Source organism: Enterobacter sp. Y17, from assembly GCF_019730495.1.
GTDB lineage: Bacteria > Pseudomonadota > Gammaproteobacteria > Enterobacterales > Enterobacteriaceae > Enterobacter > Enterobacter asburiae_B.
Map to the genome: position 1 here is coordinate 856169 of NZ_JAASKP010000001.1, position 26251 is coordinate 882419.

Genomic DNA, 26251 nt, shown 5'->3' on the forward strand with positions numbered 1-26251 from the left:
GGGGGAAGGATTCGAACCTTCGAAGTCGATGACGGCAGATTTACAGTCTGCTCCCTTTGGCCGCTCGGGAACCCCACCAGGGGTAATTCAAATTTTGATGTCGTGCTGAGAGATGGTGGTGGGGGAAGGATTCGAACCTTCGAAGTCGATGACGGCAGATTTACAGTCTGCTCCCTTTGGCCGCTCGGGAACCCCACCACGGGGTAATGCTTTTTACTGGCCTGCTTCCTGCTGGAAGCGGGGCGCATCATATCAAATGAGGCGCCCCTGTAAAGCATTCCTTTAGGTAAATGAAGCTGTTTGCCTGCTTTTTATCCGTAAAGGCGCAAAGCTAATCAATTCATTTTCCGAAAGATTAAAGAATGATGGTTCTGTTGCCGTAGACAAAGACACGCTGCGCCAGCACCTGATACAGCGCACGACTGAGCACGTTCTTCTCAACGTCACGCCCTGCACGCATCATGTCCTCGGCCGTGTAGGTGTGGTCCACGTGAATCACGTCCTGCATGATGATTGGACCTTCGTCCAGGTTGTCATTCACATAGTGCGCGGTCGCACCGATGATCTTCACGCCGCGCTCGTAGGCCTGGTGGTAGGGACGCGCACCAATAAAGGCCGGCAGGAACGAGTGGTGAATGTTGATGATCTTGTTCGGGAAACGCGCCACGAAGGATGGCGTTAACACGCGCATGTATTTCGCCAGCACCACGTAGTCCGGGTTATGCGCTTCAATGGCCTGCGCCATCAGATCGTCGTGTTCTTCACGGGTATGGCCTTCGTGGCTCACCAGCTCGAACGGAATATCAAAACGCTCGACCAGCGTGCGCAGCGTCTCATGGTTGCCAATAACGGCAGCTATTTCCACGTCCAGACCGCCGTAGTTTGCTTTCATCAGCAGGTCGCCCAGACAGTGTGCTTCTTTGGTCACCAGGATCACGATGCGGCGTCGACCGGCTGGGGTTAGTTCGCGCACGGAACCTTCCGGAAGCGCGCTGTCGAGATCGGCAAGCAGGGTGGTGTCGTTGAAAATACCTTCGAGTTCGGTACGCATAAAGAAGCGGCCGGTACGGTGGTCAACGAACTCGTTGTTCTGCACGATATTCAGTTCATGTTTGTAGCAAATGTTGGTAATTCGTGCGATCAGTCCTTTTTGATCGGGACAGATGGTGCGCAGAACTTTTCGTTGTAATGATTGCATCGCCGGGAAATCCTGTTTGTATTTGCGAAGTCTGGGTTGTCAGGCATTACTGCCCGCAACACTTTTTAAATTTTTTACCTGAACCACACGGGCAGGGATCGTTACGACCAAACTGTGGGCGCGTTCCGTCAATATAATACCACTGCCCGCTTTCCTTTAAGAACCGGGAACGCTCGATAATGGCACCTGGTTTATTATTCTCGGTAAAACGAGCAACAAAGCTGACGTAACCTTCATCCACATGACTGCCCGTTGAGGATTCATAGACGTTGAGGCCGAGCCACTGCGTGTTCGCGAAGCCGGCTTCGATGTCCTGTCTGAATTCGGCAGCATGGCAGGAGGGATGCCAGGTATTAATCAGGTAGTCTGCGTCTTTGATCACAAAAGCGGTGTAACGTGAACGCATGAGGTGTGACGGGTCTGGTGCAACCTGATCGCCAGACAGATATCGCTGGCAACATAGGCTATACTCCAGAGCGCTACCACAAGGGCAGAGTTGAGACACGATTCTCTTCCTGGAACAAATAATAAAGGCGTAAAACGCTTCGGGTAGCACTATGTTAACTGAGCTGTTGCGTTGACGCTATGTCAGGAATCCAGGGGAAGTAAAACAGGGCTAATGAGAAAGGTTAAAATTGGACTGGCGCTGGGCTCAGGTGCAGCCCGGGGATGGTCACACATCGGCGTGATTAATGCCTTAAACAAGATGGGCATTAACGTAGATATTGTCGCAGGTTGTTCAATAGGATCGCTTGTCGGCTCCGCCTACGCGTGCGGGAAGCTTCCGGAACTCGAGACCTGGGTGCGTTCCTTCAGTTACTGGGACGTCCTGCGTCTGATGGACCTCTCGTGGCAGCGTGGTGGGCTGTTGCGCGGCGAACGCGTCTTTAACCAGTTCCGCCAGGTTATGCCTCTCGAAGACTTCACTGATTGTCAGATGCCCTTTGGCGCCGTCGCGACGAACCTCAGCACGGGACGCGAACTCTGGCTAACCGAAGGGGATATCCATCTTGCCGTGCGCGCCTCCTGCAGCATGCCGGGGCTTATGGCGCCTGTCCCACACAACGGTTACTGGCTTGTCGACGGTGGCGTTGTAAACCCGGTTCCCATCTCTCTGACCCGTGCAATGGGGGCGGATATCGTGATTGCCGTCGACCTGCAGCACGACGCCCACCTGATGCAACAGGACCTCATGCCGGTCAATCTCCAGAGCGAAGATGCCGAGGGCGAGAAGCTGGCCTGGCATGAGCGCCTGCGCGGTAGAATCGGGCGTATGGCCGCGCGACGCTCGGTTACCGCGCCGACGGCGATAGAAATCATGACCACGTCAATCCAGGTACTGGAGAATCGCCTTAAGCGCAATCGTATGGCAGGCGACCCGCCAGATATTCTTATTCAGCCTTACTGTCCGCAAATCTCTACTCTTGATTTCCATCGGGCTGAGGCCGCCATCGCAGCGGGCTCGTTAGCCGTCGAAAAGAAAATGGACGAATTGTTGCCTTTTGTGCAAACAGCACGTTAAGCACCTTTTTTTGACTACTTCAGCAAAATCTGACAGGCGATAGTGCCGATCGCATGCCACTATTTAGTTACTGTCAGCCAGGGGAGGAACCATGACGCAGCCATTGGCCGGAAAACACATTTTGATTGTTGAAGACGAGCCCGTTTTCCGATCGCTACTGGATTCGTGGTTATCCTCGCTGGGAGCAATCACTTCACTGGCTGAAGATGGTATCGACGCCCTGGAAAAAATGATCAGCATTACGCCCGATTTAATGATTTGCGACATTGAGATGCCGCGCATGAACGGGCTGAAGCTGGTTGAACATCTGCGTAACGAAGGCAACCAGACGCCGATTCTGGTGATCTCTGCCACAGAGAATATGGCGGATATCGCCAAAGCATTGCGACTCGGTGTCCAGGATATTCTGCTTAAACCGGTCAAGGATCTGAACCGGCTGCGAGAAACGGTCTTAGCGTGCCTTTATCCGAATATGTTTAATTCCCGGGTAGAGGAAGAGGAGCGTCTTTTCCAGGACTGGGATGCCCTGGTGAGTGACCCTCCTGCTGCGGCGAAACTGTTGCAAGAACTTCAGCCACCCGTACAGCAAACTATTTCACACTGCCGCGTAAATTATCGTCAGCTGGTGGCGGCTGATCAGCCGGGACTGGTACTGGATATCGCACCTTTATCTGATTCCGACCTTGCGTTTTATTCTCTGGATGTCACCCGGGCAGGGGATAATGGTGTATTAGCCGCGTTACTTCTTCGCGCGCTTTTTAATGGTTTGCTGCAGGAACAGTTATCCCATCAGGGACAACGGCTGCCGGAGTTAGGTAGTTTGCTCAAACAGGTAAACCAGCTTTTTCGCCAGGCTAATTTGCCTGGACAGTTCCCGCTGCTGGTCGGCTATTACCACAGCGGTTTAAAGAATCTGATCCTCGTTTCAGCAGGTCTCAACGCTTCACTGAATACCGGTGAACATCATATTCAGGTGAGTAACGGTGTTCCGCTTGGGACATTGGGTACGGCGTATCTTAATCAAATTAGCCACCGCTGTTCCTCCTGGCAGTGCCAAATTTGGGGCGCCGGGGGACGGCTACGCTTAATGTTGTCCACGGAATAAGCAATTGGATCTTAATTTTAAGATTGCTTTACCTGTGTTTTACGGGGAGTGCTACTATCGCTGCCCAGATTCATGCGTATTTGTCCTAATTGATCGGCAACGCGTTCTTTTCAGACCCGGACTGCGGGGCGAGGCTGATATACTCAACGCGTTATTTATTGCATAAAAGTTCAAAACTTGAACAGCTCAGGAGAATTTGAATGGCTGCCCTAAATTCGAAAGTCAGAAAGGCCGTCATCCCGGTAGCGGGATTGGGGACCAGGATGTTACCAGCAACTAAGGCAATTCCTAAAGAGATGCTGCCTCTGGTTGATAAGCCATTAATCCAGTATGTCGTTAATGAATGTATCGCAGCCGGCATCACTGAAATTGTGCTGGTTACGCATTCATCAAAAAACTCTATCGAAAACCATTTCGATACAAGCTTTGAACTTGAAGCCATGCTGGAAAAACGTGTTAAGCGTCAGCTGTTAGAAGAAGTTCAGTCTATTTGCCCGCCACACGTTACCATTATGCAGGTTCGTCAGGGTCTGGCTAAAGGTCTGGGCCACGCTGTGATGTGTGCACATCCTGTTGTAGGTGATGAGCCTGTAGCGGTAATTCTGCCTGACGTAATTCTGGACGAATACGAATCCGATCTTTCTCAGGATAACCTGGCAGAGATGATCAAACGTTTCGACGAAACCGGTAGCAGCCAGATTATGGTTGAGCCTGTTGAAGACGTGACGGCATACGGTGTGGTTGACTGCAAAGGCGTTAACCTTGAGCCGGGCGAAAGCGTGCCAATGGTTGGCGTGGTAGAGAAGCCTAAAGCCGACGTAGCGCCTTCAAACCTGGCTGTTGTAGGTCGCTATGTTCTGAGCGCTGAAATCTGGCCTCTGCTGGCGAAAACGCCTCCAGGAGCGGGTGATGAGATTCAGCTGACGGATGCCATTGATATGCTGATCGAGAAAGAGACCGTTGAGGCTTACCATATGAAAGGTAAGAGCCATGACTGCGGTAATAAGCTTGGTTATATGCAGGCGTTTGTTGAATATGGTATTCGCCACAATACTCTTGGTGAAGAATTTAAAACCTGGCTCAAAGAGAGCGTAGGTATTAAGAAATAAGCCACGGGTACATATGTCCGAAACCGGTGAGGCGCTGCCCACCGGTTTTTTTATGCCCTAAACACTTCTGAAACCTGTCTCTAAGTACAGTTATTAAAATTGCCAAATAATGCTTTATGACAGAGTGTAAGGGGATGTTTGCGACAAATTTAGGTTAAAAAAAATCCCGCATTACGCGGGATTTTTCTGAATACGGCTGGATTAATCCTTGATCAGGAAGTCGTCCAGCTGTTTACCTTGTTCGTCCATGGCTTTCTTGATAACAGCAGGAGTGCGGCCCTGGCCAGTCCAGGTTTTAGTTTCGCCGTTCTCGTCAACGTAGCTATATTTAGCAGGACGAGCAGCACGCTTGGCTTTAGTACCGGTTTTAGCTGCAGCCATGCTGTTCAGCAATTCATTTGGATCGATACCATCAGCAATCAGCATTTCACGATATTGCTGCAGTTTACGAGTACGTTCTTCGATTTCAGCGGCAGCTGCGCTTTCTTCTTCACGACGTTCATTAACTACAACTTCTAATTTTTCCAGCATTTCTTCAAGGGTTTCGAGGGTGCATTCTCTTGCCTGCGCACGAAGAGTACGGATGTTGTTCAGAATTTTAAGTGCTTCGCTCATTGTAGTAATCTCAAACTTATAATGGGGGGTGGTTTGTTGACCTAATAATAGAGCCATAAATTCAGTTGTGCAATAGCCAGGAATGTAAGGAATTCAAAAAATACTAAATAATGCCGCTATTATTAATTACGCTAACTTAAATTTCATCACCCAACAGTCTCGTTTGTTATCAGCTAACCCGGCTGGACCCGGTCGATTGCCTCTTTTTTTTGTGACATTTACCGCAGGAATTATAGTTGCGGCGGAGAAATATCAGCCTTTTGTATTAGTTCCCCTCCGTGATGTTAAGACTGAAATAGTTAATAAATAGTGAATTTTAATGAACGGCGATTCCACTATAAAATGCAGTGTTATGTTTGGCTAAACATATAACATATTGGCCAGGCTGAAGGAGTTTACTTCATGTTTTAGCGGGTTATTTTCATGAAAAGAAGGTTGTGAACTCCGCGCTGAAACGCTTCCTCTGTATGCTACATCGCTGATGACCAGACAAATTATGGTACAATGAATCATCGGGAATATTACACATTGATTGGGGTTTTACGGCCAATGGCACAACTTTATTTCTACTATTCGGCAATGAATGCCGGGAAATCCACCGCGTTGCTGCAATCCTCGTACAATTACCAGGAGCGCGGGATGCGTACCGTTGTTTATACGGCTGAAATCGACGATCGCTTTGGCGCAGGGAAGGTGAGCTCCAGAATAGGGCTCTCGTCGCCTGCCAGACTGTTTAACCCGAAAACCGATCTCTTTGAGGACATTCGTACAGAACATGCTTTGCAGCCCATTCACTGTGTTCTGGTAGATGAGAGCCAGTTTCTGACGCGTGAACAGGTTCATGCCCTTTCAGAGGTGGTCGATGAGCTCGATATTCCCGTGCTGTGTTACGGCCTGCGTACGGATTTCCGCGGTGAGCTATTTGCCGGTAGCCAGTATTTGCTTGCCTGGTCGGATAAGCTTGTCGAATTGAAAACAATCTGCTTCTGCGGTCGAAAAGCCAGCATGGTGCTTCGTCTTGACCAGGCCGGGAAACCTTATGCAGATGGCGAGCAGGTGGTTATAGGCGGTAATGAACGCTATGTTTCAGTCTGTCGTAAGCATTATAAAGAAGCGTTGTCTGTAGGCTCGCTGACGGCGATTCAACACGACAACAGGCAATAACGCCAGCCTTGTTATACAGACATAAAAAAACCCGCCATAAAGGCGGGTTTTTTCTTCTGCTTTCAATTAAGCGCTTTTCTTCGCTTTCTTGTCAGCTTTGATGACAGGAACTTCTGTTTTCACAGCGGCAACGTCACCTTCTTTGAACTCACGACCGTAGAAGGTATCCAGCAGAATCTGTTTCAGCTCGGAGATCAGTGGGTAGCGCGGGTTGGCACCAGTACACTGGTCATCGAATGCATCTTCAGACAGCTTATCTACGTGAGCGAGGAAGTCAGCTTCCTGAACGCCTGCTTCACGGATAGATTTTGGAATACCCAGCTCAGCTTTCAGGCTTTCCAGCCATGCCAGCAGCTTCTCAATCTTCGCAGCAGTGCGGTCACCCGGTGCGCTCAGACCAAGGTGGTCTGCGATTTCAGCGTAACGACGGCGCGCTTGCGGACGGTCGTACTGGCTGAAAGCAGTCTGCTTGGTTGGGTTGTCGTTAGCGTTATAACGGATAACGTTGCTGATCAACAGGGCGTTCGCCAGACCGTGAGGAATGTGGAACTGAGAACCCAGCTTGTGCGCCATAGAGTGGCAAACACCCAGGAAGGCGTTCGCAAACGCGATACCGGCGATGGTAGCTGCACTGTGAACGCGTTCACGTGCTACCGGGTTTTTAGACCCTTCGTTGTAGGACGCTGGCAGGTTTTCCTTCAGCAGTTTCAGCGCCTGCAGAGCCTGACCGTCAGAGAACTCAGATGCCAGCACAGAAACGTAAGCTTCCAGGGCGTGAGTTACCGCATCCAGACCACCGAACGCACATAGTGATTTCGGCATCTCCATGACCAGGTTCGCATCAACGATAGCCATGTCTGGGGTCAGTGCATAGTCAGCCAGTGGGTATTTCTGACCTGTTGCATCGTCCGTTACTACTGCGAATGGCGTAACTTCTGAACCGGTACCGGAAGTGGTGGTTACCGCGATCATTTTCGCTTTTACGCCCATTTTCGGGAACTTGTAGATACGTTTACGGATGTCCATAAAGCGCAACGCCAGTTCTTCGAAGTGGGTTTCAGGATGCTCATACATGACCCACATGATTTTCGCGGCGTCCATTGGGGAACCGCCGCCCAGAGCGATAATCACATCTGGTTTGAAGGAGTTAGCCAGCTCAGCACCTTTACGCACCACGCTCAGGGTAGGGTCAGCTTCAACTTCAAAGAACACTTCAGTTTCAACGCCAGCCGCTTTCAGTACAGAGGTGATCTGGTCAGCGTAGCCGTTATTGAACAGGAAACGGTCAGTCACGATGAGCGCACGTTTGTGGCCATCAGTAATCACTTCATCCAGCGCGATTGGCAGAGAGCCACGGCGGAAGTAGATAGATTTCGGAAGTTTGTGCCACAACATGTTTTCAGCTCGCTTAGCAACGGTTTTCTTGTTGATCAGGTGTTTTGGACCAACGTTTTCAGAGATGGAGTTACCACCCCAGGAACCACAACCCAGAGTCAGGGAAGGTGCGAGTTTAAAGTTGTACAGGTCACCGATACCACCCTGAGAAGCAGGGGTGTTAATCAGGATACGTGCAGTTTTCATCATCTGACCGAAGTGGGCAACGCGTTCTGGCTGGTTGTCCTGGTCGGTGTACAGACAAGACGTGTGACCGATACCGCCCATGGCAACCAGTTTCTCGGCTTTCTCTACCGCGTCTTCGAAATCTTTCGCACGGTACATGGCAAGCGTTGGAGACAGTTTTTCATGTGCAAACGGCTCGCTTTCGTCAACAACTTTCACTTCACCGATCAGGATTTTGGTTGTTGCCGGAACGGTAAAGCCTGCGAGTTCAGCAATTTTGTAAGCCGGCTGACCCACGATAGCAGCGTTCAGTGCGCCATTTTTCAGGATGATGTCCTGAACTGCTTTCAGCTCTTTGCCCTGCAGCAGGTAGCCGCCGTGGCTGGCGAAACGTTCACGAACTGCGTCGTACACGGAATCAACAACAACAACAGACTGTTCAGATGCACAGATCACGCCGTTATCGAAGGTTTTAGACATCAGTACAGACGCAACGGCACGTTTGATGTCAGCAGTTTCGTCGATAACAACAGGAGTGTTACCGGCGCCCACACCGATCGCTGGTTTACCGGAGCTGTATGCGGCTTTAACCATGCCAGGACCACCGGTCGCCAGGATCAGGTTAATGTCCGGGTGATGCATCAGCGCATTGGAGAGCTCAACGGAAGGTTGGTCGATCCAGCCGATCAGATCTTTTGGTGCGCCAGCAGCGATCGCCGCCTGCAGGACGATATCCGCAGCTTTGTTGGTCGCGTCTTTCGCACGTGGGTGTGGAGAGAAGATGATTGCGTTACGGGTCTTCAGGCTAATCAGTGATTTGAAGATAGCCGTAGACGTTGGGTTAGTTGTCGGAACAATACCGCAGATGATGCCGATAGGTTCAGCGATGGTGATGGTACCGAAGGTGTCGTCTTCGGACAGCACGCCACAGGTTTTCTCATCTTTATAGGCGTTGTAGATATACTCGGAAGCAAAGTGGTTTTTGATCACTTTATCTTCCACGATACCCATGCCGGATTCGGCAACGGCCATTTTAGCGAGAGGGATTCGAGCATCTGCAGCAGCCAGTGCGGCCGCGCGGAAGATTTTATCAACCTGTTCTTGGGTGAAATTGGCATATTCACGCTGGGCTTTTTTAACGCGCTCGACGAGGGCGTTCAGTTCAGCGATATTAGTAACAGCCATAATGCTCTCCTGATAATGTTTAAACTCTTTTAGTAAACCAGCGCTCGATACGTCACACAGTATAGACAGAGCCGATACGACTTGCGTAACACAAAGTAAAACAAAGAGTTACTTTCTGCGTCAGCACACTAATTTACTAAAAGAGCCTTACCTTAGCATCATCCCTTTTTGTCAGGTGATCTCCCTGGGGGCGTAAACAAGATTACTCACTTCTGAGTACGGAAATCATGATCTGCGTCAATTTTCCCCCAAGCTGATACCTTTCAGCAGGGTTATTTCGTTGAGATTTTTCAAGTGTTAAATAATTACGTAAGTAATGGAAGTGACGCTATCATTGATTATACATATGTTTAACATCCTGAAATGATAACGTTTTGCCACAGATTTCGAGTGAAGTATGCTAATAAAAAGGGTATCTTCAGCGCGATTTCTCATGACAAAGTGTCAGTCCCGGGCATGTGTATAAGCGGAGCAAAACGTGATCCAAACGCTCTTTGATTTTCCAACGTATTTTAAATTTTTTATTGGTTTGTTTGCCCTGGTCAACCCGGTGGGGATCATTCCTGTCTTTATTAGTATGACGAGTTATCAGACGGCGGCGGCCAGGAATAAGACCAACCTCACCGCTAACCTGTCAGTGGCTATCATATTGCTCACCTCCCTTTTTCTTGGGGACGCCATTCTCCAGCTCTTCGGCATTTCGATTGACTCTTTCCGCATAGCGGGTGGGATCCTGGTCGTGACCATCGCGATGTCCATGATCAGCGGTAAGCTGGGCGAGGATAAACAGAACAAGCAGGAGAAGTCAGAAACAGCTATCCGCGAAAGTATTGGCGTGGTGCCGCTGGCCTTACCGCTCATGGCTGGCCCTGGCGCCATCAGTTCAACCATTGTCTGGGGCACGCGTTACCATAGCCTGATGCACCTGATTGGCTTTTCCGTTGCCATTGCGCTTTTCGCACTCTGCTGTTGGGGAGTATTCCGCATGGCGCCCTGGCTGGTGCGCCTGCTGGGGCAGACGGGCATTAACGTCATAACGCGTATTATGGGGCTGCTGTTGATGGCGTTAGGGATAGAATTCATCGTTACAGGAATTAAAAGCATTTTCCCCGGTTTGCTGCACTGATATTTCGTATGAAAGAACGGAGCCACGGCTCCGTTTTTTTACGTCATTATCAGTAAATCCTATAACTAAAGTTGAAATGCTCACATATCATAATAAATTCTACTAATAATGTTCATTGCTTGTATTTCAATGAGTTATTAATTCCCGCCAAACCCGCCTGCGCAGAAAACCTTCGATCGATCTGTTATTTTACTCACATGATACTCTGGGGCTTGCTGAGAGATAACCGAAATGATATTAGTAAATTCAACATTCCCCTAGATGAATGTGCTAAATAATAACCAGTTGTTAAATTTTTGTACAAAATCACTCGATGATAGCGCAGCGACGCGCGTGTAGAGAAAATTTTCTCTATCTTATTGAATATCATAATTTTTAAGTGGTATTCGATGTCCGGCAGGGCTGCCCTCAACGATGCGGTACTCACCGTAAAAGAGAATTGCTTAACAAATTTGCAAAATGTATTGGCGCGCGTTTACGCCATTTGATACTTTCCGGCCTAATATTTTGCAGCATAAAACAAGCAGATGAGAATTATTTTCATATGGTTCTCTTCTCAGATATCCAGTGCAGGTCTCAAACAGGGGAGGCCTGTAAAGAATCGACGCAAGACGGCCATACGAGCGGTCAGTAATAAAAAAGTCGGTGATAGCAAGCAGTAAAAGAAGAACCTGACAGCAGCAAAAAAAACTCCTGCGCTGTACAGGCCCCAAAAGGGGATTACACAGCTGGCGAAGGCCAGTCATTATAATGAGTGGAGTACCAACACAATGTCCATCATCACAAAAAAAAATCTGGTAGCAGCGGGGATTTTAACTGCGCTAATCGCGGGCAACGCTGCAATGGCTGCGGACGTTCCTGCAGGTGTTCAACTGGCGGAGAAACAGACGCTGGTGCGTAACAACGGTGCGGAAGTTCAGTCTCTTGACCCGCACAAAATTGAAGGTGTTCCTGAGTCTAACGTTAACCGCGACCTGTTCGAAGGCCTGCTGGTGACAGACGTAGACGGCCATCCGGCACCGGGTGTAGCAGAAAAATGGGAAAACAAAGATTTCAAAGTCTGGACATTCCATCTGCGTAAAGATGCGAAATGGTCCGACGGTACACCGGTTACGGCCGAAGATTTCGTTTATAGCTGGCAGCGTCTGGCGAATCCAACCACCGCCTCTCCGTATGCGAGCTACCTGCAATATGGCCACATTGCCAATATTGATGACATCATCGCGGGCAAAAAACCTGTTACCGACCTGGGCGTAAAAGCGATCGATGCCAATACCTTTGAAGTGACGTTGAGCGAACCTGTTCCGTACTTCTATAAGCTGCTGGTTCACCCGTCCGTCTCCCCGGTACCAAAATCCGCCGTGGAAAAATTTGGTGAGAAATGGACGCAGCCTGCCAATATCGTGACCAACGGTGCCTATAAGCTGAAAGACTGGGTGGTCAACGAACGTATGGTGCTTGACCGTAACCCGCAGTATTGGGATAACGCGAAAACCGTTATTGACCAGGTGACCTACCTGCCAATTTCGTCCGAAGTGACTGACGTTAACCGCTATCGCAGCGGTGAAATCGACATGACCTATAACAACATGCCGATTGAACTGTTCCAGAAACTAAAAAAAGAGATCCCTAAAGAAGTTCACGTCGATCCGTACCTGTGCACCTATTACTATGAAATCAACAACCAGAAAGCACCGTTTACCGACGTACGTGTACGTACTGCGCTGAAGCTGGCACTGGATCGCGATATCATCGTGAACAAAGTGAAAAACCAGGGCGATCTGCCGGCGTACAGCTATACCCCTCCATACACCGATGGCGCAAAACTGACCGAGCCAGAGTGGTTCAAACAGACTCAGGAACAGCGTAACGCAGAAGCGAAGAAACTGCTGGCCGAAGCGGGCTACACCGCAGATAAGCCGCTGACCTTCAGCCTGCTCTACAACACTTCCGATCTGCACAAAAAACTGGCTATCGCCGTTGCCTCAATCTGGAAAAAGAACCTGGGCGCGAACGTGAAGCTGGAGAACCAGGAGTGGAAAACCTTCCTCGACAGCCGTCATCAGGGCACCTTTGATGTGGCTCGTGCTGGCTGGTGTGCGGACTATAACGAACCGACCTCCTTCCTGAACACCATGCTGAGCGACAGCTCGAACAACACCGCTCACTATAAGAGCCCGGCGTTCGACAAGCTGATTGGCGACACGCTGAAAACCACTGACGAAGCGCAGCGTACAGAATTGTACTCTAAAGCCGAGCAGCAGCTGGATAAAGATTCCGCGATCGTTCCGGTTTACTACTACGTTAACGCCCGTCTGGTGAAACCGTGGGTAGGTGGATATACCGGTAAAGACCCGATGGATAATATCTACGTTAAAAACTTGTATATTATCAAGCATTAATGGCAATGAGTGGGGCGGGCATGCTCGCCCCACGGTGTCTAACCAACGTCACATAATATAGGCACACGCCAGAAGGTACGGGCAATGTTGAAATTTATCCTACGTCGCTGTCTTGAAGCGATTCCAACGCTATTTATTCTCATCACGATTTCCTTCTTCATGATGCGTCTTGCGCCGGGCAGTCCATTTACCGGTGAGCGTACGCTGCCGCCTGAAGTCATGGCGAATATCGAAGCGAAATACCACTTGAACGATCCTATCTCCACCCAGTACTTCAATTACCTGAAGCAGCTGGCCCACGGCGATTTTGGACCGTCATTTAAATATAAAGACTATTCCGTTAACGACCTGGTCGCGTCCAGCTTCCCGGTATCGGCTAAGTTGGGTGCTGCGGCATTCATTCTGGCCATCGTTTTCGGGGTCACCGCGGGCGTTATCGCTGCGCTCAGACAAAATACCAAATGGGATTATGCCGTAATGGGGGTGGCAATGACCGGGGTAGTGATACCCAGCTTCGTTGTCGCGCCATTACTGGTGATGATATTTGCCATCACGCTGAAGTGGCTGCCTGGCGGCGGCTGGAACGGCGGGGCATTGAAGTTCATGATTTTGCCGATGGTGGCATTATCGCTGGCGTACATCGCCAGCATCGCGCGTATCACCCGTGGTTCAATGATCGAAGTGCTGCACTCGAACTTCATTCGTACCGCGCGCGCTAAAGGGCTGCCGATGCGTCGGATTATCTTCCGCCACGCGCTCAAACCGGCGCTGTTGCCCGTGCTCTCCTACATGGGACCGGCATTCGTCGGGATCATCACTGGCTCTATGGTTATCGAAACAATCTACGGTCTGCCTGGCATTGGTCAGCTGTTCGTTAACGGCGCGCTCAACCGCGACTATTCGCTGGTGCTGAGCCTGACCATTCTCGTCGGTGCGCTGACCATTCTCTTTAACGCTATCGTCGATGTGCTGTATGCCGTCATCGACCCGAAAATTCGTTACTAACGCTGGAGCACGCCATGATGTTGAGTAAGAAAAACAGCGAGGCGCTGGAAAACTTCAGTGAAAAACTGGAAGTAGAAGGTCGTAGCCTCTGGCAGGACGCGCGCCGTCGCTTTATGCACAACCGTGCAGCGGTTGCCAGTCTGGTTGTTCTGGTGATCATCGCGCTGTTTGTGACCCTGGCGCCGATGCTGTCGCAATTTACCTATTTCGACACCGACTGGGGCATGATGTCCAGCGCACCGGATATGGAATCAGGCCATTATTTTGGCACGGACTCCTCCGGACGCGATCTGCTGGTGCGTGTCGCTATCGGTGGCCGTATCTCGCTGATGGTAGGTATTGCTGCCGCACTGGTGGCGGTGATCGTGGGTACGCTCTACGGTTCACTTTCCGGCTACCTCGGCGGCAAAATAGACTCGGTAATGATGCGTCTGCTGGAAATCCTGAACTCCTTCCCGTTCATGTTCTTCGTCATCCTGCTGGTGACCTTCTTCGGTCAAAATATCCTGCTGATCTTCGTGGCTATCGGGATGGTTTCCTGGCTGGATATGGCGCGTATTGTTCGCGGCCAGACGCTGAGCCTCAAACGCAAAGAATTTATCGAAGCCGCGCAGGTAGGCGGTGTGTCCACCGGGAATATCGTGGTTCGCCATATCGTTCCTAACGTGTTGGGCGTGGTGGTGGTTTATGCCTCACTGCTGGTACCAAGCATGATCCTGTTTGAATCTTTCCTGAGCTTCCTGGGTCTGGGTACACAAGAGCCACTGAGCAGCTGGGGCGCGCTGCTGAGCGATGGCGCAAACTCGATGGAAGTTTCACCGTGGCTACTGCTTTATCCGGCGGGTTTCCTGGTCGTTACCCTGTTCTGTTTTAACTTTATCGGCGATGGCCTGCGTGATGCCCTCGACCCGAAAGACCGTTAAGGAGCGCCGTCATGACAATTATTGAAACGGCCACTGCGCCACAGGCGCAACAGCAGAATAACCTTCTGCTGGATGTGAAAGATCTCCGCGTGACCTTTAAAACGCCGGACGGGGATGTTACCGCCGTCAACGATCTCAACTTCAACCTGCGCGCGGGTGAAACGCTGGGGATCGTAGGGGAATCCGGTTCCGGAAAATCCCAGACTGCCTTTGCGCTGATGGGCCTGCTGGCTGCTAACGGCGTGATTGGGGGCTCCGCTAAATTCAACGGTCGCGAAATCCTCAACCTGCCGGAACACGAGCTGAACAAGCTGCGCGCTGAGCAGATCTCGATGATTTTCCAGGATCCCATGACCTCGCTGAACCCGTATATGCGCGTAGGCGAGCAGCTGATGGAAGTCCTGATGCTGCACAAAGGCCTGGGCAAAGCGGAGGCCTTTGAAGAGTCGGTCAAAATGCTGGATGCGGTGAAAATGCCGGAAGCGCGCAAGCGTATGCGCATGTTCCCGCACGAGTTTTCTGGCGGTATGCGTCAGCGCGTGATGATTGCGATGGCGCTGCTGTGCCGGCCAAAGCTGCTGATTGCCGATGAACCTACCACCGCGCTGGACGTTACCGTTCAGGCGCAGATCATGACCCTGTTGAACGAGCTGAAGCGCGAGTTCAACACGGCGATTATCATGATCACCCACGACCTGGGCGTAGTGGCGGGCATCTGTGACAAAGTGCTGGTGATGTACGCCGGTCGTACCATGGAATACGGCAAAGCGCGCGATGTCTTCTATCAGCCAGCCCATCCGTACTCAATTGGTCTGCTGAACGCGGTGCCGCGTCTTGATGCAGAAGGGGAATCTCTGCTCACCATTCCGGGCAACCCGCCAAACCTGCTGCGTCTGCCGAAAGGCTGTCCGTTCCAGCCGCGCTGCCCGCACGCGATGGAAATCTGCAACAGCGCTCCGCCGCTGGAAGAGTTTGCACCAGGCCGTCTGCGCGCCTGCTTTAAGCCGCAGGAGGAGCTGGTATGAACGCATTAGATGAAAAACGCAACGTGCTGCTCGAAATCGCCGATCTTAAAGTGCATTTCGACATCAAAGACGGCAAACAGTGGTTCTGGCAGCCGCCGAAGACCCTGAAAGCGGTGGACGGCGTCACGCTGCGCCTGTACGAAGGGGAAACCCTGGGCGTGGTGGGAGAGTCCGGCTGCGGTAAATCGACCTTTGCGCGAGCCATTATCGGTCTGGTCAAAGCCACCGACGGTAAAGTGGCCTGGCTGGGTAAAGATCTGCTGGGCATGAAGCCCGATGAGTGGCGCGAGGTGCGCAGCGATATCCAGATGATTTTCCAGGATCCGCTGGCATCATTAAACCCGCGCATGACCATCGGTGAGATTATTGCCGAGCCGCTGCGGACCTATCATCCGAAGATGTCTCGTCAGGAAGTGCGCGACCGCGTGAAGGCGATGATGATGAAAGTCGGCCTGTTGCCAAACCTCATCAACCGCTATCCGCATGAGTTCTCCGGCGGTCAGTGCCAGCGTATTGGTATTGCCCGTGCGCTGATCCTCGAACCGAAGCTGATTATCTGCGATGAGCCGGTTTCCGCGCTGGACGTATCCATTCAGGCGCAGGTGGTTAACCTGCTGCAGAAGCTGCAGCGCGAAATGGGGCTGTCGCTGATCTTCATCGCGCATGACCTGGCCGTGGTGAAACACATCTCTGACCGCGTGCTGGTAATGTATCTGGGGCATGCCGTGGAGCTGGGCACCTATGACGAGGTGTACCATAATCCATTGCATCCATACACCAGAGCGCTGATGTCCGCGGTGCCGATCCCCGATCCGGATCTGGAAAAGAATAAAACGATCCAGCTTCTGGAAGGGGAATTACCCTCACCGATTAACCCACCGTCAGGCTGCGTCTTCCGCACGCGCTGCCCGATGGCCGGGCCGGAATGTGCTAAAACGCGACCGGTTCTGGAAGGCAGTTTCCGACATGCGGTTTCCTGCCTGAAAGTAGACCCGTTATAATCGCAAGGGCTGACATGATGTCAGCCCTTATTTTTTGCGAGGTAACTGTGTCGCGTATATTCACGTCAGCCCGTCGGCGGCTATATCATTTTTTATTCGACCCTGAAACGGTTTCAGGGCGACGCTTTGAAGGTCTGTGCGGTTTATTTGCGCTCCTCAGCGTGGTAGTCATCTTTATTGAATCGGGTGCCGGGACGCAATACCACCTGACGTTTGACGAATGGCATATCTTTGTCTGGCTTGAGCTGGCGATTACCCTGGTTTTTACCGCTGAATATCTCCTCCGGGTAATAGCCTGGCCCAACCCGGCCAGATATGTTTTCAGCTTCTGGGGATTTATCGATTTAGCCACCATCCTGCCGCTCTATGTCATGTGGCTTTGGCCGGAGATTAGCCTGAGCTATGTCTTTGCCTGGCGCGCGATGCGCGTGATTCGGGTATTACGTATTCTGAAATTGCTGCGTTTTATGCCGTCATTACGCGTGTTCTGGAGTGCGATCGTCAGCGCCCGCCATCAGCTTATTTTGTTCTACTCGTTTATTGCCATCGTCATGATTGTTTTTGGCGCGCTGATGTATTTAATAGAAGGGCCCAAATATGGCTTTACGACGCTCAATGCGTCCGTCTACTGGGCCATTGTGACCGTCACCACCGTGGGTTACGGTGATATTACGCCCCATACGCCACTGGGGCGCATCGTGGCGTCCGTGCTGATTTTGATTGGCTATTCGGTGATTGCGATCCCGACGGGACTTATTACCACACACATGAGCAGCGCGTTTCAGAGCCGCAAGCAGCAGCGTAAGTGTCCTCATTGCCAGCAGGGCGAACATGAACACAGCGCGCGGTTTTGTTACCGCTGCGGCAGTGAATTGCCGGAGTAAATAAAAAAGGCTGCAATCGCAGCCTTTTTTATTATTCGCGCCAGAGAATATGGCACAGCTTGTGGTCTTTCTCGCGACAGAGCAGAACGCGCGCGAAAATATCGTTAATTTCGCCGCCGTCTTCATCGGCCAGCCCAATCACCACTTCGGCAAAGAAGTCAGGATTCAGGTCGAAATCAACATGCTCAGCCCAGTCTTCTGAAGGGTCGAACAATTCGGCGCCGCCGCGCTCTTCGAACTGCAGATTAAAGAGGATCACGTCTGCGGGATCGAGATTATCAACCGCCAGTTCGAGAAAAATGTCATAGGCCTGCTCGAGCGTTTCGTCTTCGGTCAGGCGATTGTTCAGATCCATTTCCATGATGACTACCTGTTTAACATCGTTGGGCACGTTTTACAGCAACGGACTAAAGAAGTAAAACAGTCGTTCGGCAATTCTCTGCCACATCGGACGTTTTACCCACAGTCTGGCATCCAGCAGCCGCGAGCGGGAGATATAATCATCCTGCACCGCCGCAAGGTCGCCGCCAAAGCCGGCATCATCAATAACCAGCGTGATTTCAAAGTTTAGCCACAGGCTGCGCATATCCAGGTTGACCGTGCCCACCAGGCTCAGCTCACCGTCGACGAGAACGCTCTTGGTGTGGAGCAATCCGCCTTCAAACTGATAAATTTTTACCCCTGCGGCCAGCAGTTCGCTAAAGAATGCCCGGCTGGCCCAGCCCACCAGTAGGGAGTCATTTTTGCGTGGCAAAATGATGCTCACATCGACACCGCGCTGCGCGGCGGTACAGATCGCGTGCAGGAGGTCGTCGCTGGGGACAAAGTAGGGCGTCGTCATGATCAGATATTCACGCGCCGAGTAGGTTGCCGTCAGCAGCGCCTGATGGATTAAGTCCTCCGGGAAGCCCGGCCCGGAAGCAATAGTATGAATGGTGTGACCGCTCGCCTCTTCAAACGGCATGATATTGCCGTCCGGCGGTGGCGGCAGGATACGCTTGCCGGTCTCTATTTCCCAGTCGCAGGAATAAACGATGCCCATCGAGGTGGCAATCGGACCCTCCATTCGCGCCATCAAATCAACCCATTGACCTACGCCCGAGTCCTGTTTGAAGAAGCGCGGGTCAACCATATTCATACTGCCGGTATAGGCAATATAGTTATCGATCATGATCATTTTGCGATGCTGACGGAGATCCATCCTGCGCAGAAACACGCGCAGGAGATTCACCTTCAGCGCTTCAACCACTTCGATCCCGGCATTACGCATCATGCCCGCCCAGGGGCTACGGAAAAATGCCACGCTACCCGCGGAGTCAAGCATCAGGCGGCAATGAATGCCGCGCCGCGCGGCGGCCATCAGCGATTCAGCGACCTGGTCAGCCATCCCGCCGGGCTGCCAGATATAAAAAACCATCTCGATATTATGACGAGCCAGCTGAATATCGCGGATTAACGCCTGCATGACGTCGTCGGACGAGGTCAGTAGCTGCAGTTGATTGCCCTTAACGCCGCCAATCCCCTGGCGGCGCTCGCAAAGCTTAAAAAGTGAGGAGGCGACGCTGCTGTTCTCCTCGGCAAAAATATGTTTGCAGGCCTTAAGATCGTTCAGCCACTTCGCGGTGGAGGGCCACATAGCACGGGCGCGCTCGGCGCGGCGTTTACCCAGATGAAGCTCGCCGAAAGAGAGATAGGCAATAATTCCCACCAGCGGGAGGATATAAATGATCAGAAGCCAGGCCATGGCAGAGGGTACGGCTCTGCGCTTCATCAGGATGCGTAATGTCACACCCGCGATTAACAGCCAGTATCCCAAAATGACCAGCCAACTCACCACGGTGTAGAAGGTTGTCATAGGTAAAAAAATCCTTTTGAAAGCGTATTGTTATGAGTGTACGCATCAGGATTCATCTGGCAAATAAAAACGCCAGGTAAAAGCGCTGGTTTGCTGCCGGGTTGGGTTTATAATGGCCTTTCTTTTAGAGAAAAAGTGTTAGAGAAAGAGTTGTAGACATGAAGCGCAGTAGAACAGAAGTAGGGCGCTGGCGCATGTTGCGACAGGTGAGTCGTCGCAAGGCTCGTTGGCTGGAAGCACAATCCCGCCGCAATATGCGTATTCACGCCATCAGAAAATGTGGATTGACCAGGTACCGCAATGCGTTGCTGTTCGCAGTCCAGGATATCTGAAACCATGAGGGCACCGTAACCGGTGCCCGCTGATTTTATAGCGTCTGATTTTCTTGGGGAATAGCGTATTTGCAGCGATATTCCTGTTGTATTTAGCAAAAGGAGGGAGAAGTGTTTGCGGAGTTTGGCGTACTGAATTTCTGGACGTATGTTGTCGGCGCGTTTTTTATCGTGCTGGTGCCAGGGCCGAATACCCTGTTTGTGCTAAAAACCGGGATCGGTCACGGCGTTAAAAAAGGGTATCTTGCCGCCACGGGCGTATTTATCGGCGATGCGGTGCTGATGTTTCTGGCCTGGGCGGGCGTCGCGGCATTAATCCAGACCACGCCGGTACTGTTTAATATCGTGCGCTATCTTGGGGCTTTCTATCTGCTCTGGCTGGGCGGCAAAATGCTCTGGTCAGTGGTGAACCGCCAGAAAAATGCGCATGAGAGCGGCCCCGAACCGGCAAGTATGATCATGAAACGTTCGCTGGTATTAAGCCTGACCAATCCCAAAGCGATTCTGTTCTACGTATCGTTCTTCGTTCAGTTCATTGACGTGAATGCACAGAGTACCGGAACTTCTTTCCTGATCCTCGCGACGACGCTGGAGTTGATAAGCTTTATGTACATGAGCTTCCTGATCTTCTCCGGCGCGTTTGTCACGCGTTATCTGAAAACGAAAAAGAAACTGGCAAAGCTGGGGAACGGGCTGATAGGGCTGCTGTTTGTCGGGTTTGCGGCGAGGCTAGCGTCGCTGCATTGATGGTTTGAAAGGCTCCTGAGGGAGCCTTTCAAAGATTAGAATAAATCACCTACAGTCGTTTAAAATTGTACATAATTCTTCCAGATTAAAATTTGTTTTGTCTATAAACACATCTAATGGAATTTCAGGCTTTCCTAAAATGAATTTCGTATCATTTTTAGTATAAGTACCTATTATTTGCTGTCTGGGGGCAAGTTGAGTAGCAACACTAGAGCGCAATAATTCGTTAATTGATGGTCTGGTTTCATAAGGGATACAAAAAACAGACTCATTTGAAGCAATGATGAGGGGCGAGTTGTCTTTATCAATTAATTTTTTTACTGCGTTAGTATCAACAGGAACATTGTTGCATGTGTCAACGTTGGCCATAAGTTTTAGTTTTCTATTTTCTCCTTCCAGCTTATAAAAATTAACTCCATATGGCATGGTTTGCTCCTGAATATTATCATAAATTCCTGTCTGAACATTAAGTGGCCCAGACGAAATACCGATAAGTTTCTCAGTAAACAAAGGAGAGGCAACATTGAGTTCTCTGCGATTGAAAAGACCTTTTTCATTTATTTGATACTGTACTGTACCATTATGTGTTAACTCATAGCCACATAAGCCTTTTTTACTATGAGATGTTATAGAGCAATCATTTATATAAAAAAGAATATTATCTTCGGTGGTTAATTTTTGTGCGTTTAAGGCAAAGGCTTCAAAATAAATGCTCTTGATGTTTTTATTCTTGTCAGCGGATCCGAAGAGAGGCCATTTATATTCTTGTTGACCAATTGTCAATATGCCATCCTTAAATGAGAATTTGTCATTCAGGGAAGGGTAGTTCCATAGTGAAGACGAAAAACCTAGATAATCGCTAATATTTTTAGAATTTTCCCATGATTGTAATATCTGGCTTTTCTCATTGCGAAGTAAACTATGACCAAATCCAAAATCAGGTTTATCAGCCGAAGAGATATCAAGTATAGTCGGCCAGACATCCAGTAATGTTCCTGGTTTGGCGATTTTAGCGGGTTTAATACCTTTTTTAATAACAATAAAGTTGTTTCTACGCTTGTCCTGAATGCTGTCAAGTTCTTTACTGGCTGCGTTAGCCATCATCAAATGGTCTGACACAAGAACAATGATTGTATTGTCAAAATGGTCTGAATTGATGATTTTTTTTATAAAGTTACCAACAAGATAATCAGAGCAACTCGCTGATTTAAGCATCGGATTACTAATGGGGGCATTAATATGTCCATCACAGGCAGATAAATAAGTGCCTGCTGGCGGATGAGTGTTGACGGTTAAGAACGAGAGAAGGAAATTGCTTTTTGAGGCCGATAATTTCTCAAATTCACTATATACATGTTCTATGAGCGAATCATCATGAACTCCCCATCCACTAATATTATTTTCATCTACTACGCGATGATTAAGTAAATATTGTTTATCATGTTGATTTAGCCAGCCATGCTGAGAAAAGAACTTATCACCACCAGCAAACTCTTTATCACTCCCGCGTATAAATTCAGTAGTGTATCCACTATTTTTCAAATGCGTTGCAATGCAATCGGCCCCAGCCAGGAAATGAGACATATTACTCGCTGAATTCCCCTGGGGGAGAACTAATGGGATAGCACATTGCGTATTAACCATTCCTGCCATTGTCCATCCCATACCAGGAATTTGCTGTATGTCAGTAAATTCAAGGTATTGATCTGCGAGTTTACTTATATTTGGGATGTAATTAATACCATTTATATTTCTCAATGAACGCTCAAGACTCTCAGCATAAATAAAGACATAGTTATATTTATTTTTTATGTCGTAATCAATGCCGTTATATTGTTTAGCCACTTTTATCCCGTTTCCATAGGATAAGTTTTGAAGCGAGTTAAAAATATTTTGAGTTGCGTTAGACTTAAAAATAAAAATCGAAAGGAGAAGTATGTATAATGATATAAATAATGGGGTTTTGCTATGTGGTAATTTATTTCCATATTTGAATGAAATAAACAGTATCGCAATTGATAGCAAAATAAATATGCTTGCAGCAAATATCTTAGGTAATATATCATCAATGGACGTTCCGTGAACATTGCTTTTTAGATGATAATAAACTGCATCATTTACACCATTTCCGGTAAACATATCTGATATAAACCAAAATGCAAATGTAAGCAATGCAATAACCATAATAATTGATTTAATTCTGACAAGTACAGAATTGGAAAAACAAACGGCCAGTAATAATACTAATAAAATATAATCCATAACAAATCTTTCTAAGTAAAAGAGATGGATGGATTATATCTTTTTTCATTCAAAATGGTAATAGGGCAATAAAACGTTAGTTTGCTGCCCTACATTTAGTTGATTGATTTAAAACACTTTCTTATACGGTCTGACCGTTACTTTCGCATACACACCTGCGGCAACATACGGATCTGCGTCAGCCCATGCCTGAGCGCTTTCCTGAGATTCAAACTCAGCAATCACGGTGGAACCGGCAAAACCGGCGGCGCCCGGATCGTTGCTGTCTACTGCGGGCATTGGGCCAGCGGTCAGTAAACGGCCTTCATCCTGGAGCAGCTGCAAACGTGCCAGATGCGCAGGGCGCACAGACTGGCGTTTTTCGAGCGAATCAGCAACATCTTCAGAGTAAATCACGTAAAACACGGCGAAGCTCCTTAACCGGTAAAAGTGTCAGTTACGTTATGTGAAAGGGCAAACGACTGCAATGTAAAATAAAAACAATGTTAATACCCTGATCTGAATGCGCCTTTTTTGGCCTCTCATGCGCTAAAGTTGCGCCAGAACAAAGTGTCTTATTGAATATGATTGCTATTTGCATTTAAAATCAGTGTTCGGTTTTTTAACGTTGATGATTATGACTTCGATGACCCTTGATTTACCTCGCCGCTTCCCCTGGCCGACGCTGCTTTCTGTCGTGATTCACGGTGCTGTTGTGGCGGGTTTGCTGTATACCTCGGTTCATCAGGTTATTGAAATGCCCGCGCCCGCGCAGCCGATTTCGGTGACGATGGTATCGCCAGCGGATCTCGAACCGCCGCAGGCTGCACCTCCGCCACCGCAGCCGGTGGCTGAACCTGAGCCAGAGCCCGAGCCTGTTCCGCCGCCACCGAAGGAAGCGCCGGTGGTGATCCACAAGCCTGAACCGAAGCCAAAACCTAAGCCGAAGCCAAAACCGGTGAAGAAGGTCGAGGAGCGTCCGAAACGCGAGGAACGTCCGGTTGAACCACGTGCGACCCAGACGGTCGAGAATGCGGCGCCTTCGCGTCCGGTGATGAATAACACCGCAACCGCGCCTAAGCCGACAGTCAGTGCCCCTGCGGGCCCGCGCGCGCTGAGTCGCAACCAGCCTCAGTATCCGGCGCGAGCGCAGGCCTTACGTATTGAAGGCCGCGTACGGGTTAAATTTGACGTCACTGCCGATGGCCGCGTGGATAACGTGGAAATCTTGTCCGCTCAGCCTTCCAATATGTTTGAGCGCGAAGTGAAATCGGCGATGCGCAGATGGCGCTATGAAGCCGGAAAACCGGGCAGCGGACTGATTGTGAATATTGTTTTCCGCCTGAACGGCGGGGCGCAGATGGAATAAAAAAAGCCTCCTGATGGAGGCTTTTTTTTGCCTGTCAATCAGGCCTGCGGAAGTTGACGAGGTTTTCCCTCGCTATCCACTGCAACATAAATAAACAGCGCTTCAGTGGCCTTATAACGCTGTCCAATGGGTTCAGAAGAGACTTTCTTAACCCATACTTCGATGTTGATTGAAATAGAGGTGTTGCCGCGTTTGACGCAGCGCGCGTAGCAGCAAACCACATCTCCCACCGCAACCGGGCGCAGGAAGGTCATGCCGTCCACTCGCACAGTCACCACGCGCCCGTGGGCAATCTCTTTTGCCAGAATTGCGCCGCCCATATCCATCTGCGACATCAGCCAGCCGCCAAAAATATCGCCATTGGCATTGGTGTCAGCGGGCATTGCCAGTGTGCGTAAAACCAGTTCGCCCTGCGGGGCGTTAGTTGTTGTCATTGTTTTAACTCGTAACGGAAGACTTCAGGCGGGATGCTACTATGATTTCACAGCGGAGAGAATAGACCAGAACGCCTGTCATAGACGTTCTGGTCAGTCATTAATCAGTGCTTGTCGTCCTGCGGCATGTGGCGATAGATGTATACGCCGCTTAACAGCGTGAAGATAAGCGTCAGCCCGGTCAGGCCGAAGACCTTAAAGTTGACCCAGATATTCTGCGGCAGCCAGAAGGCAATATAGATATTGGCAAGACCACAGAGAATAAAGAAGACCGCCCAGGCGATATTCAGACGGGACCAGACTTCCTGAGGCAGCGTCAGCTCTTTGCCCAGCATGCGCTGGATCAGCGGCTTTTTCATGACCCACTGGCTAATTAACAATGCGCCCGCAAACAGCGAGTAAATAACGGTCACTTTCCACTTAATAAATTCATCATTGTGGAAGAACAGCGTAAGCCCGCCGAATACGGCGACCAGGACGAACGTTATCAGCGCCATCTTTTCGACTTTGCGATAGCGCACCCAGCTGTAGATGAGTACAACAGCGGTCGCAACGATCAGCGCAGTGGTCGCGGCATAAATATCGTACAGCTTATAAAAAGCAAAAAAGACCACGAGCGGTAAAAAATCAAGAAACTGCTTCATTCTGTGATTCCATCTTCTGAGCGGGGCGGGAGGCAGCGATGCCACCCGCCTCAGGATTACTGACGAATTAACATATACAGGCGGAACAGATAGACCAGCAGTACCGCTGAAATCAGATTGCTCAGCGTATTCGCCACTACCGCGCCAACGTTCGGCGTTAATACCGCAAAATTCGGTGCAAACAACAGCAGGAGCGTTTTGGCGAGCAGCCAGCCGATCACGGCGGGAGCCACCAGACGCATATTAGCCCATGCCAGTCTGATGCTGCTGCGCATCGCGGTAAAAATCCCCATTTTATCCTGCACCACCATCACAGGCGCAAATGAGAGCACGATAGCCAGTAATACGCCCGGCACCACGACTAGCATAATCCCCATTTGCACCAGCATGGTGGTTAAAAAGATCAGAATAAACAGCTTAGGTAAGACTGGCGCACTCGCACCAATCGCCCGTAAGGCGCTGACCCGGTGACCCGCCGAGACCAGCTGAATCATCAGCAAAACGCCGCCCGCCAGAACCGCATTACCGATCAGGCCCGAGAACGTGGACGCGGCAGACGCCCGCAGCAGAATTTGCTGCTGCTCCGGCGTCATGTTTTGCACCAGTTCAAACAGCCCCACGCTTCCGGCAAGATGGTCGCCCTGGCTCAGGCTGGCAATCTGTTCTTCACTCGGTGAGAAGGCATGGCCCAGCACCACCGTGATAAAGGCACATAGCAACGCGATCAGTAAAAAGGTTATGAACTGATTGCGGAAAAAGTTTCCCGTGTCACGGTAGACAGACTTCGCCGTGATAGACATGCACT

25 protein-coding genes and 1 tRNA gene are annotated in these 26251 nt (G+C 50.1%); 14 read left to right on the forward strand and 12 right to left on the reverse strand.

Annotated features, from left to right (window positions below):
- Positions 1-113 precede the first annotated feature (113 nt).
- The 3 genes from HCH49_RS03880 to HCH49_RS03890 form a co-directional block, all read right to left on the reverse strand.
- A tRNA-Tyr gene (locus HCH49_RS03880) sits at positions 114-198 on the reverse strand.
- Between the two features lie 157 nt (positions 199-355).
- Positions 356-1198, reverse strand: a complete 843-nt coding sequence (purU, locus tag HCH49_RS03885; RefSeq protein ID WP_023312104.1) for a formyltetrahydrofolate deformylase — start codon at positions 1196-1198, stop codon at positions 356-358.
- Between the two features lie 46 nt (positions 1199-1244).
- A complete protein-coding gene (locus tag HCH49_RS03890; RefSeq protein ID WP_221702223.1) occupies positions 1245-1703 on the reverse strand; it encodes a YchJ family protein in 459 nt (152 codons plus the stop codon).
- 114 nt (positions 1704-1817) lie between these two features.
- Between HCH49_RS03890 and rssA the strand changes: the two genes are divergently transcribed.
- The 3 genes from rssA (at position 1818) to galU (ending at position 4934) form a co-directional block, all read left to right on the forward strand.
- On the forward strand, positions 1818-2720 hold the full coding sequence (gene rssA, locus HCH49_RS03895; RefSeq protein WP_143346876.1) for a patatin-like phospholipase RssA: 903 nt from the start codon (positions 1818-1820) through the stop codon (positions 2718-2720).
- A 91-nt stretch (positions 2721-2811) separates the two neighbouring features.
- Positions 2812-3825 carry a two-component system response regulator RssB gene (gene rssB, locus HCH49_RS03900; RefSeq protein WP_033145760.1) on the forward strand — a complete coding sequence of 338 codons (1014 nt, stop codon included), beginning with the start codon at positions 2812-2814 and terminating at the stop codon, positions 3823-3825.
- Positions 3826-4025: 200 nt separating this feature from the next.
- Positions 4026-4934 (forward strand): UTP--glucose-1-phosphate uridylyltransferase GalU, encoded by a 909-nt coding sequence (galU, locus tag HCH49_RS03905; RefSeq protein ID WP_008502780.1) that lies wholly within the window; start codon positions 4026-4028, stop codon positions 4932-4934.
- A gap of 201 nt (positions 4935-5135) precedes the next feature.
- On the opposite strand, the gene hns is transcribed toward galU, so the two are convergent.
- Positions 5136-5549 carry a histone-like nucleoid-structuring protein H-NS gene (hns, locus tag HCH49_RS03910; RefSeq protein WP_008502781.1) on the reverse strand — a complete coding sequence of 138 codons (414 nt, stop codon included), beginning with the start codon at positions 5547-5549 and terminating at the stop codon, positions 5136-5138.
- A 549-nt stretch (positions 5550-6098) separates the two neighbouring features.
- On the opposite strand from hns, the gene tdk reads away from it, so the two are divergent.
- Positions 6099-6713 (forward strand): thymidine kinase, encoded by a 615-nt coding sequence (gene tdk / locus HCH49_RS03915; protein ID WP_087822737.1) that lies wholly within the window; start codon positions 6099-6101, stop codon positions 6711-6713.
- Positions 6714-6779: 66 nt separating this feature from the next.
- On the opposite strand, the gene adhE is transcribed toward tdk, so the two are convergent.
- Entirely contained in the window at positions 6780-9458 is a 2679-nt protein-coding gene (gene adhE / locus HCH49_RS03920; RefSeq protein ID WP_023312099.1) for a bifunctional acetaldehyde-CoA/alcohol dehydrogenase, read from the reverse strand.
- Between the two features lie 478 nt (positions 9459-9936).
- On the opposite strand from adhE, the gene HCH49_RS03925 reads away from it, so the two are divergent.
- The 7 genes from HCH49_RS03925 (at position 9937) to HCH49_RS03955 (ending at position 17824) form a co-directional block, all read left to right on the forward strand.
- On the forward strand, positions 9937-10584 hold the full coding sequence (locus tag HCH49_RS03925; RefSeq protein ID WP_023312098.1) for a YchE family NAAT transporter: 648 nt from the start codon (positions 9937-9939) through the stop codon (positions 10582-10584).
- A gap of 770 nt (positions 10585-11354) precedes the next feature.
- Positions 11355-12986, forward strand: a complete 1632-nt coding sequence (oppA, locus tag HCH49_RS03930; protein ID WP_033145757.1) for an oligopeptide ABC transporter substrate-binding protein OppA — start codon at positions 11355-11357, stop codon at positions 12984-12986.
- Between the two features lie 84 nt (positions 12987-13070).
- Positions 13071-13991 carry an oligopeptide ABC transporter permease OppB gene (gene oppB / locus HCH49_RS03935; RefSeq protein ID WP_008502786.1) on the forward strand — a complete coding sequence of 307 codons (921 nt, stop codon included), beginning with the start codon at positions 13071-13073 and terminating at the stop codon, positions 13989-13991.
- Positions 13992-14005: 14 nt separating this feature from the next.
- Positions 14006-14914, forward strand: a complete 909-nt coding sequence (gene oppC / locus HCH49_RS03940; RefSeq protein WP_023312096.1) for an oligopeptide ABC transporter permease OppC — start codon at positions 14006-14008, stop codon at positions 14912-14914.
- A gap of 11 nt (positions 14915-14925) precedes the next feature.
- Positions 14926-15939: an ABC transporter ATP-binding protein gene (locus HCH49_RS03945; protein WP_023312095.1), complete on the forward strand. Its 1014-nt coding sequence runs from the start codon at positions 14926-14928 to the stop codon at positions 15937-15939.
- Positions 15936-16940: a murein tripeptide/oligopeptide ABC transporter ATP-binding protein OppF gene (oppF, locus tag HCH49_RS03950; RefSeq protein WP_023312094.1), complete on the forward strand. Its 1005-nt coding sequence runs from the start codon at positions 15936-15938 to the stop codon at positions 16938-16940. Before HCH49_RS03945 ends, oppF begins: the two co-directional genes overlap by 4 nt.
- Positions 16941-16954: 14 nt before the next feature.
- Entirely contained in the window at positions 16955-17824 is an 870-nt protein-coding gene (locus HCH49_RS03955; protein WP_219939755.1) for an ion transporter, read from the forward strand.
- A 31-nt stretch (positions 17825-17855) separates the two neighbouring features.
- Here the strand turns inward: HCH49_RS03955 and HCH49_RS03960 are convergent, their stop codons facing one another.
- Complete coding sequence (locus HCH49_RS03960) at positions 17856-18185, reverse strand: HI1450 family dsDNA-mimic protein (protein ID WP_006810881.1); 330 nt, start codon at positions 18183-18185, stop codon at positions 17856-17858.
- A 33-nt stretch (positions 18186-18218) separates the two neighbouring features.
- Positions 18219-19679, reverse strand: coding sequence for a cardiolipin synthase (cls, locus tag HCH49_RS03965; RefSeq protein WP_029741729.1), 1461 nt, complete (start codon positions 19677-19679; stop codon positions 18219-18221).
- 158 nt (positions 19680-19837) lie between these two features.
- On the opposite strand from cls, the gene HCH49_RS03970 reads away from it, so the two are divergent.
- Positions 19838-20011 carry a YciY family protein gene (locus HCH49_RS03970; RefSeq protein ID WP_221702224.1) on the forward strand — a complete coding sequence of 58 codons (174 nt, stop codon included), beginning with the start codon at positions 19838-19840 and terminating at the stop codon, positions 20009-20011.
- A gap of 111 nt (positions 20012-20122) precedes the next feature.
- Positions 20123-20758 carry a leucine efflux protein LeuE gene (gene leuE, locus HCH49_RS03975; RefSeq protein ID WP_023312092.1) on the forward strand — a complete coding sequence of 212 codons (636 nt, stop codon included), beginning with the start codon at positions 20123-20125 and terminating at the stop codon, positions 20756-20758.
- A gap of 45 nt (positions 20759-20803) precedes the next feature.
- Here leuE and HCH49_RS03980 read toward each other — a convergent pair whose 3' ends face one another.
- Positions 20804-23020: a phosphoglycerol transferase I gene (locus tag HCH49_RS03980; RefSeq protein ID WP_221702225.1), complete on the reverse strand. Its 2217-nt coding sequence runs from the start codon at positions 23018-23020 to the stop codon at positions 20804-20806.
- Between the two features lie 108 nt (positions 23021-23128).
- On the reverse strand, positions 23129-23425 hold the full coding sequence (locus HCH49_RS03985) for a YciI family protein (RefSeq protein ID WP_023312090.1): 297 nt from the start codon (positions 23423-23425) through the stop codon (positions 23129-23131).
- Positions 23426-23645: 220 nt separating this feature from the next.
- Here HCH49_RS03985 and tonB point away from each other — a divergent pair, with 220 nt between their 5' ends.
- A complete protein-coding gene (gene tonB / locus HCH49_RS03990) occupies positions 23646-24368 on the forward strand; it encodes a TonB system transport protein TonB (protein WP_058841307.1) in 723 nt (240 codons plus the stop codon).
- Positions 24369-24406: 38 nt separating this feature from the next.
- On the opposite strand, the gene yciA is transcribed toward tonB, so the two are convergent.
- From yciA to HCH49_RS04005, 3 genes are all read right to left on the reverse strand, one after another.
- A complete protein-coding gene (gene yciA / locus HCH49_RS03995) occupies positions 24407-24802 on the reverse strand; it encodes an acyl-CoA thioester hydrolase YciA (protein WP_008502796.1) in 396 nt (131 codons plus the stop codon).
- A gap of 104 nt (positions 24803-24906) precedes the next feature.
- Complete coding sequence (locus HCH49_RS04000) at positions 24907-25446, reverse strand: septation protein A (RefSeq protein WP_221702226.1); 540 nt, start codon at positions 25444-25446, stop codon at positions 24907-24909.
- 56 nt (positions 25447-25502) lie between these two features.
- The gene (locus HCH49_RS04005) at positions 25503-26246 is read right to left on the reverse strand and encodes a YciC family protein (protein ID WP_032656704.1); all 744 of its coding nucleotides are present in this window, start codon (positions 26244-26246) and stop codon (positions 25503-25505) included.
- Positions 26247-26251 lie beyond the last annotated feature (5 nt).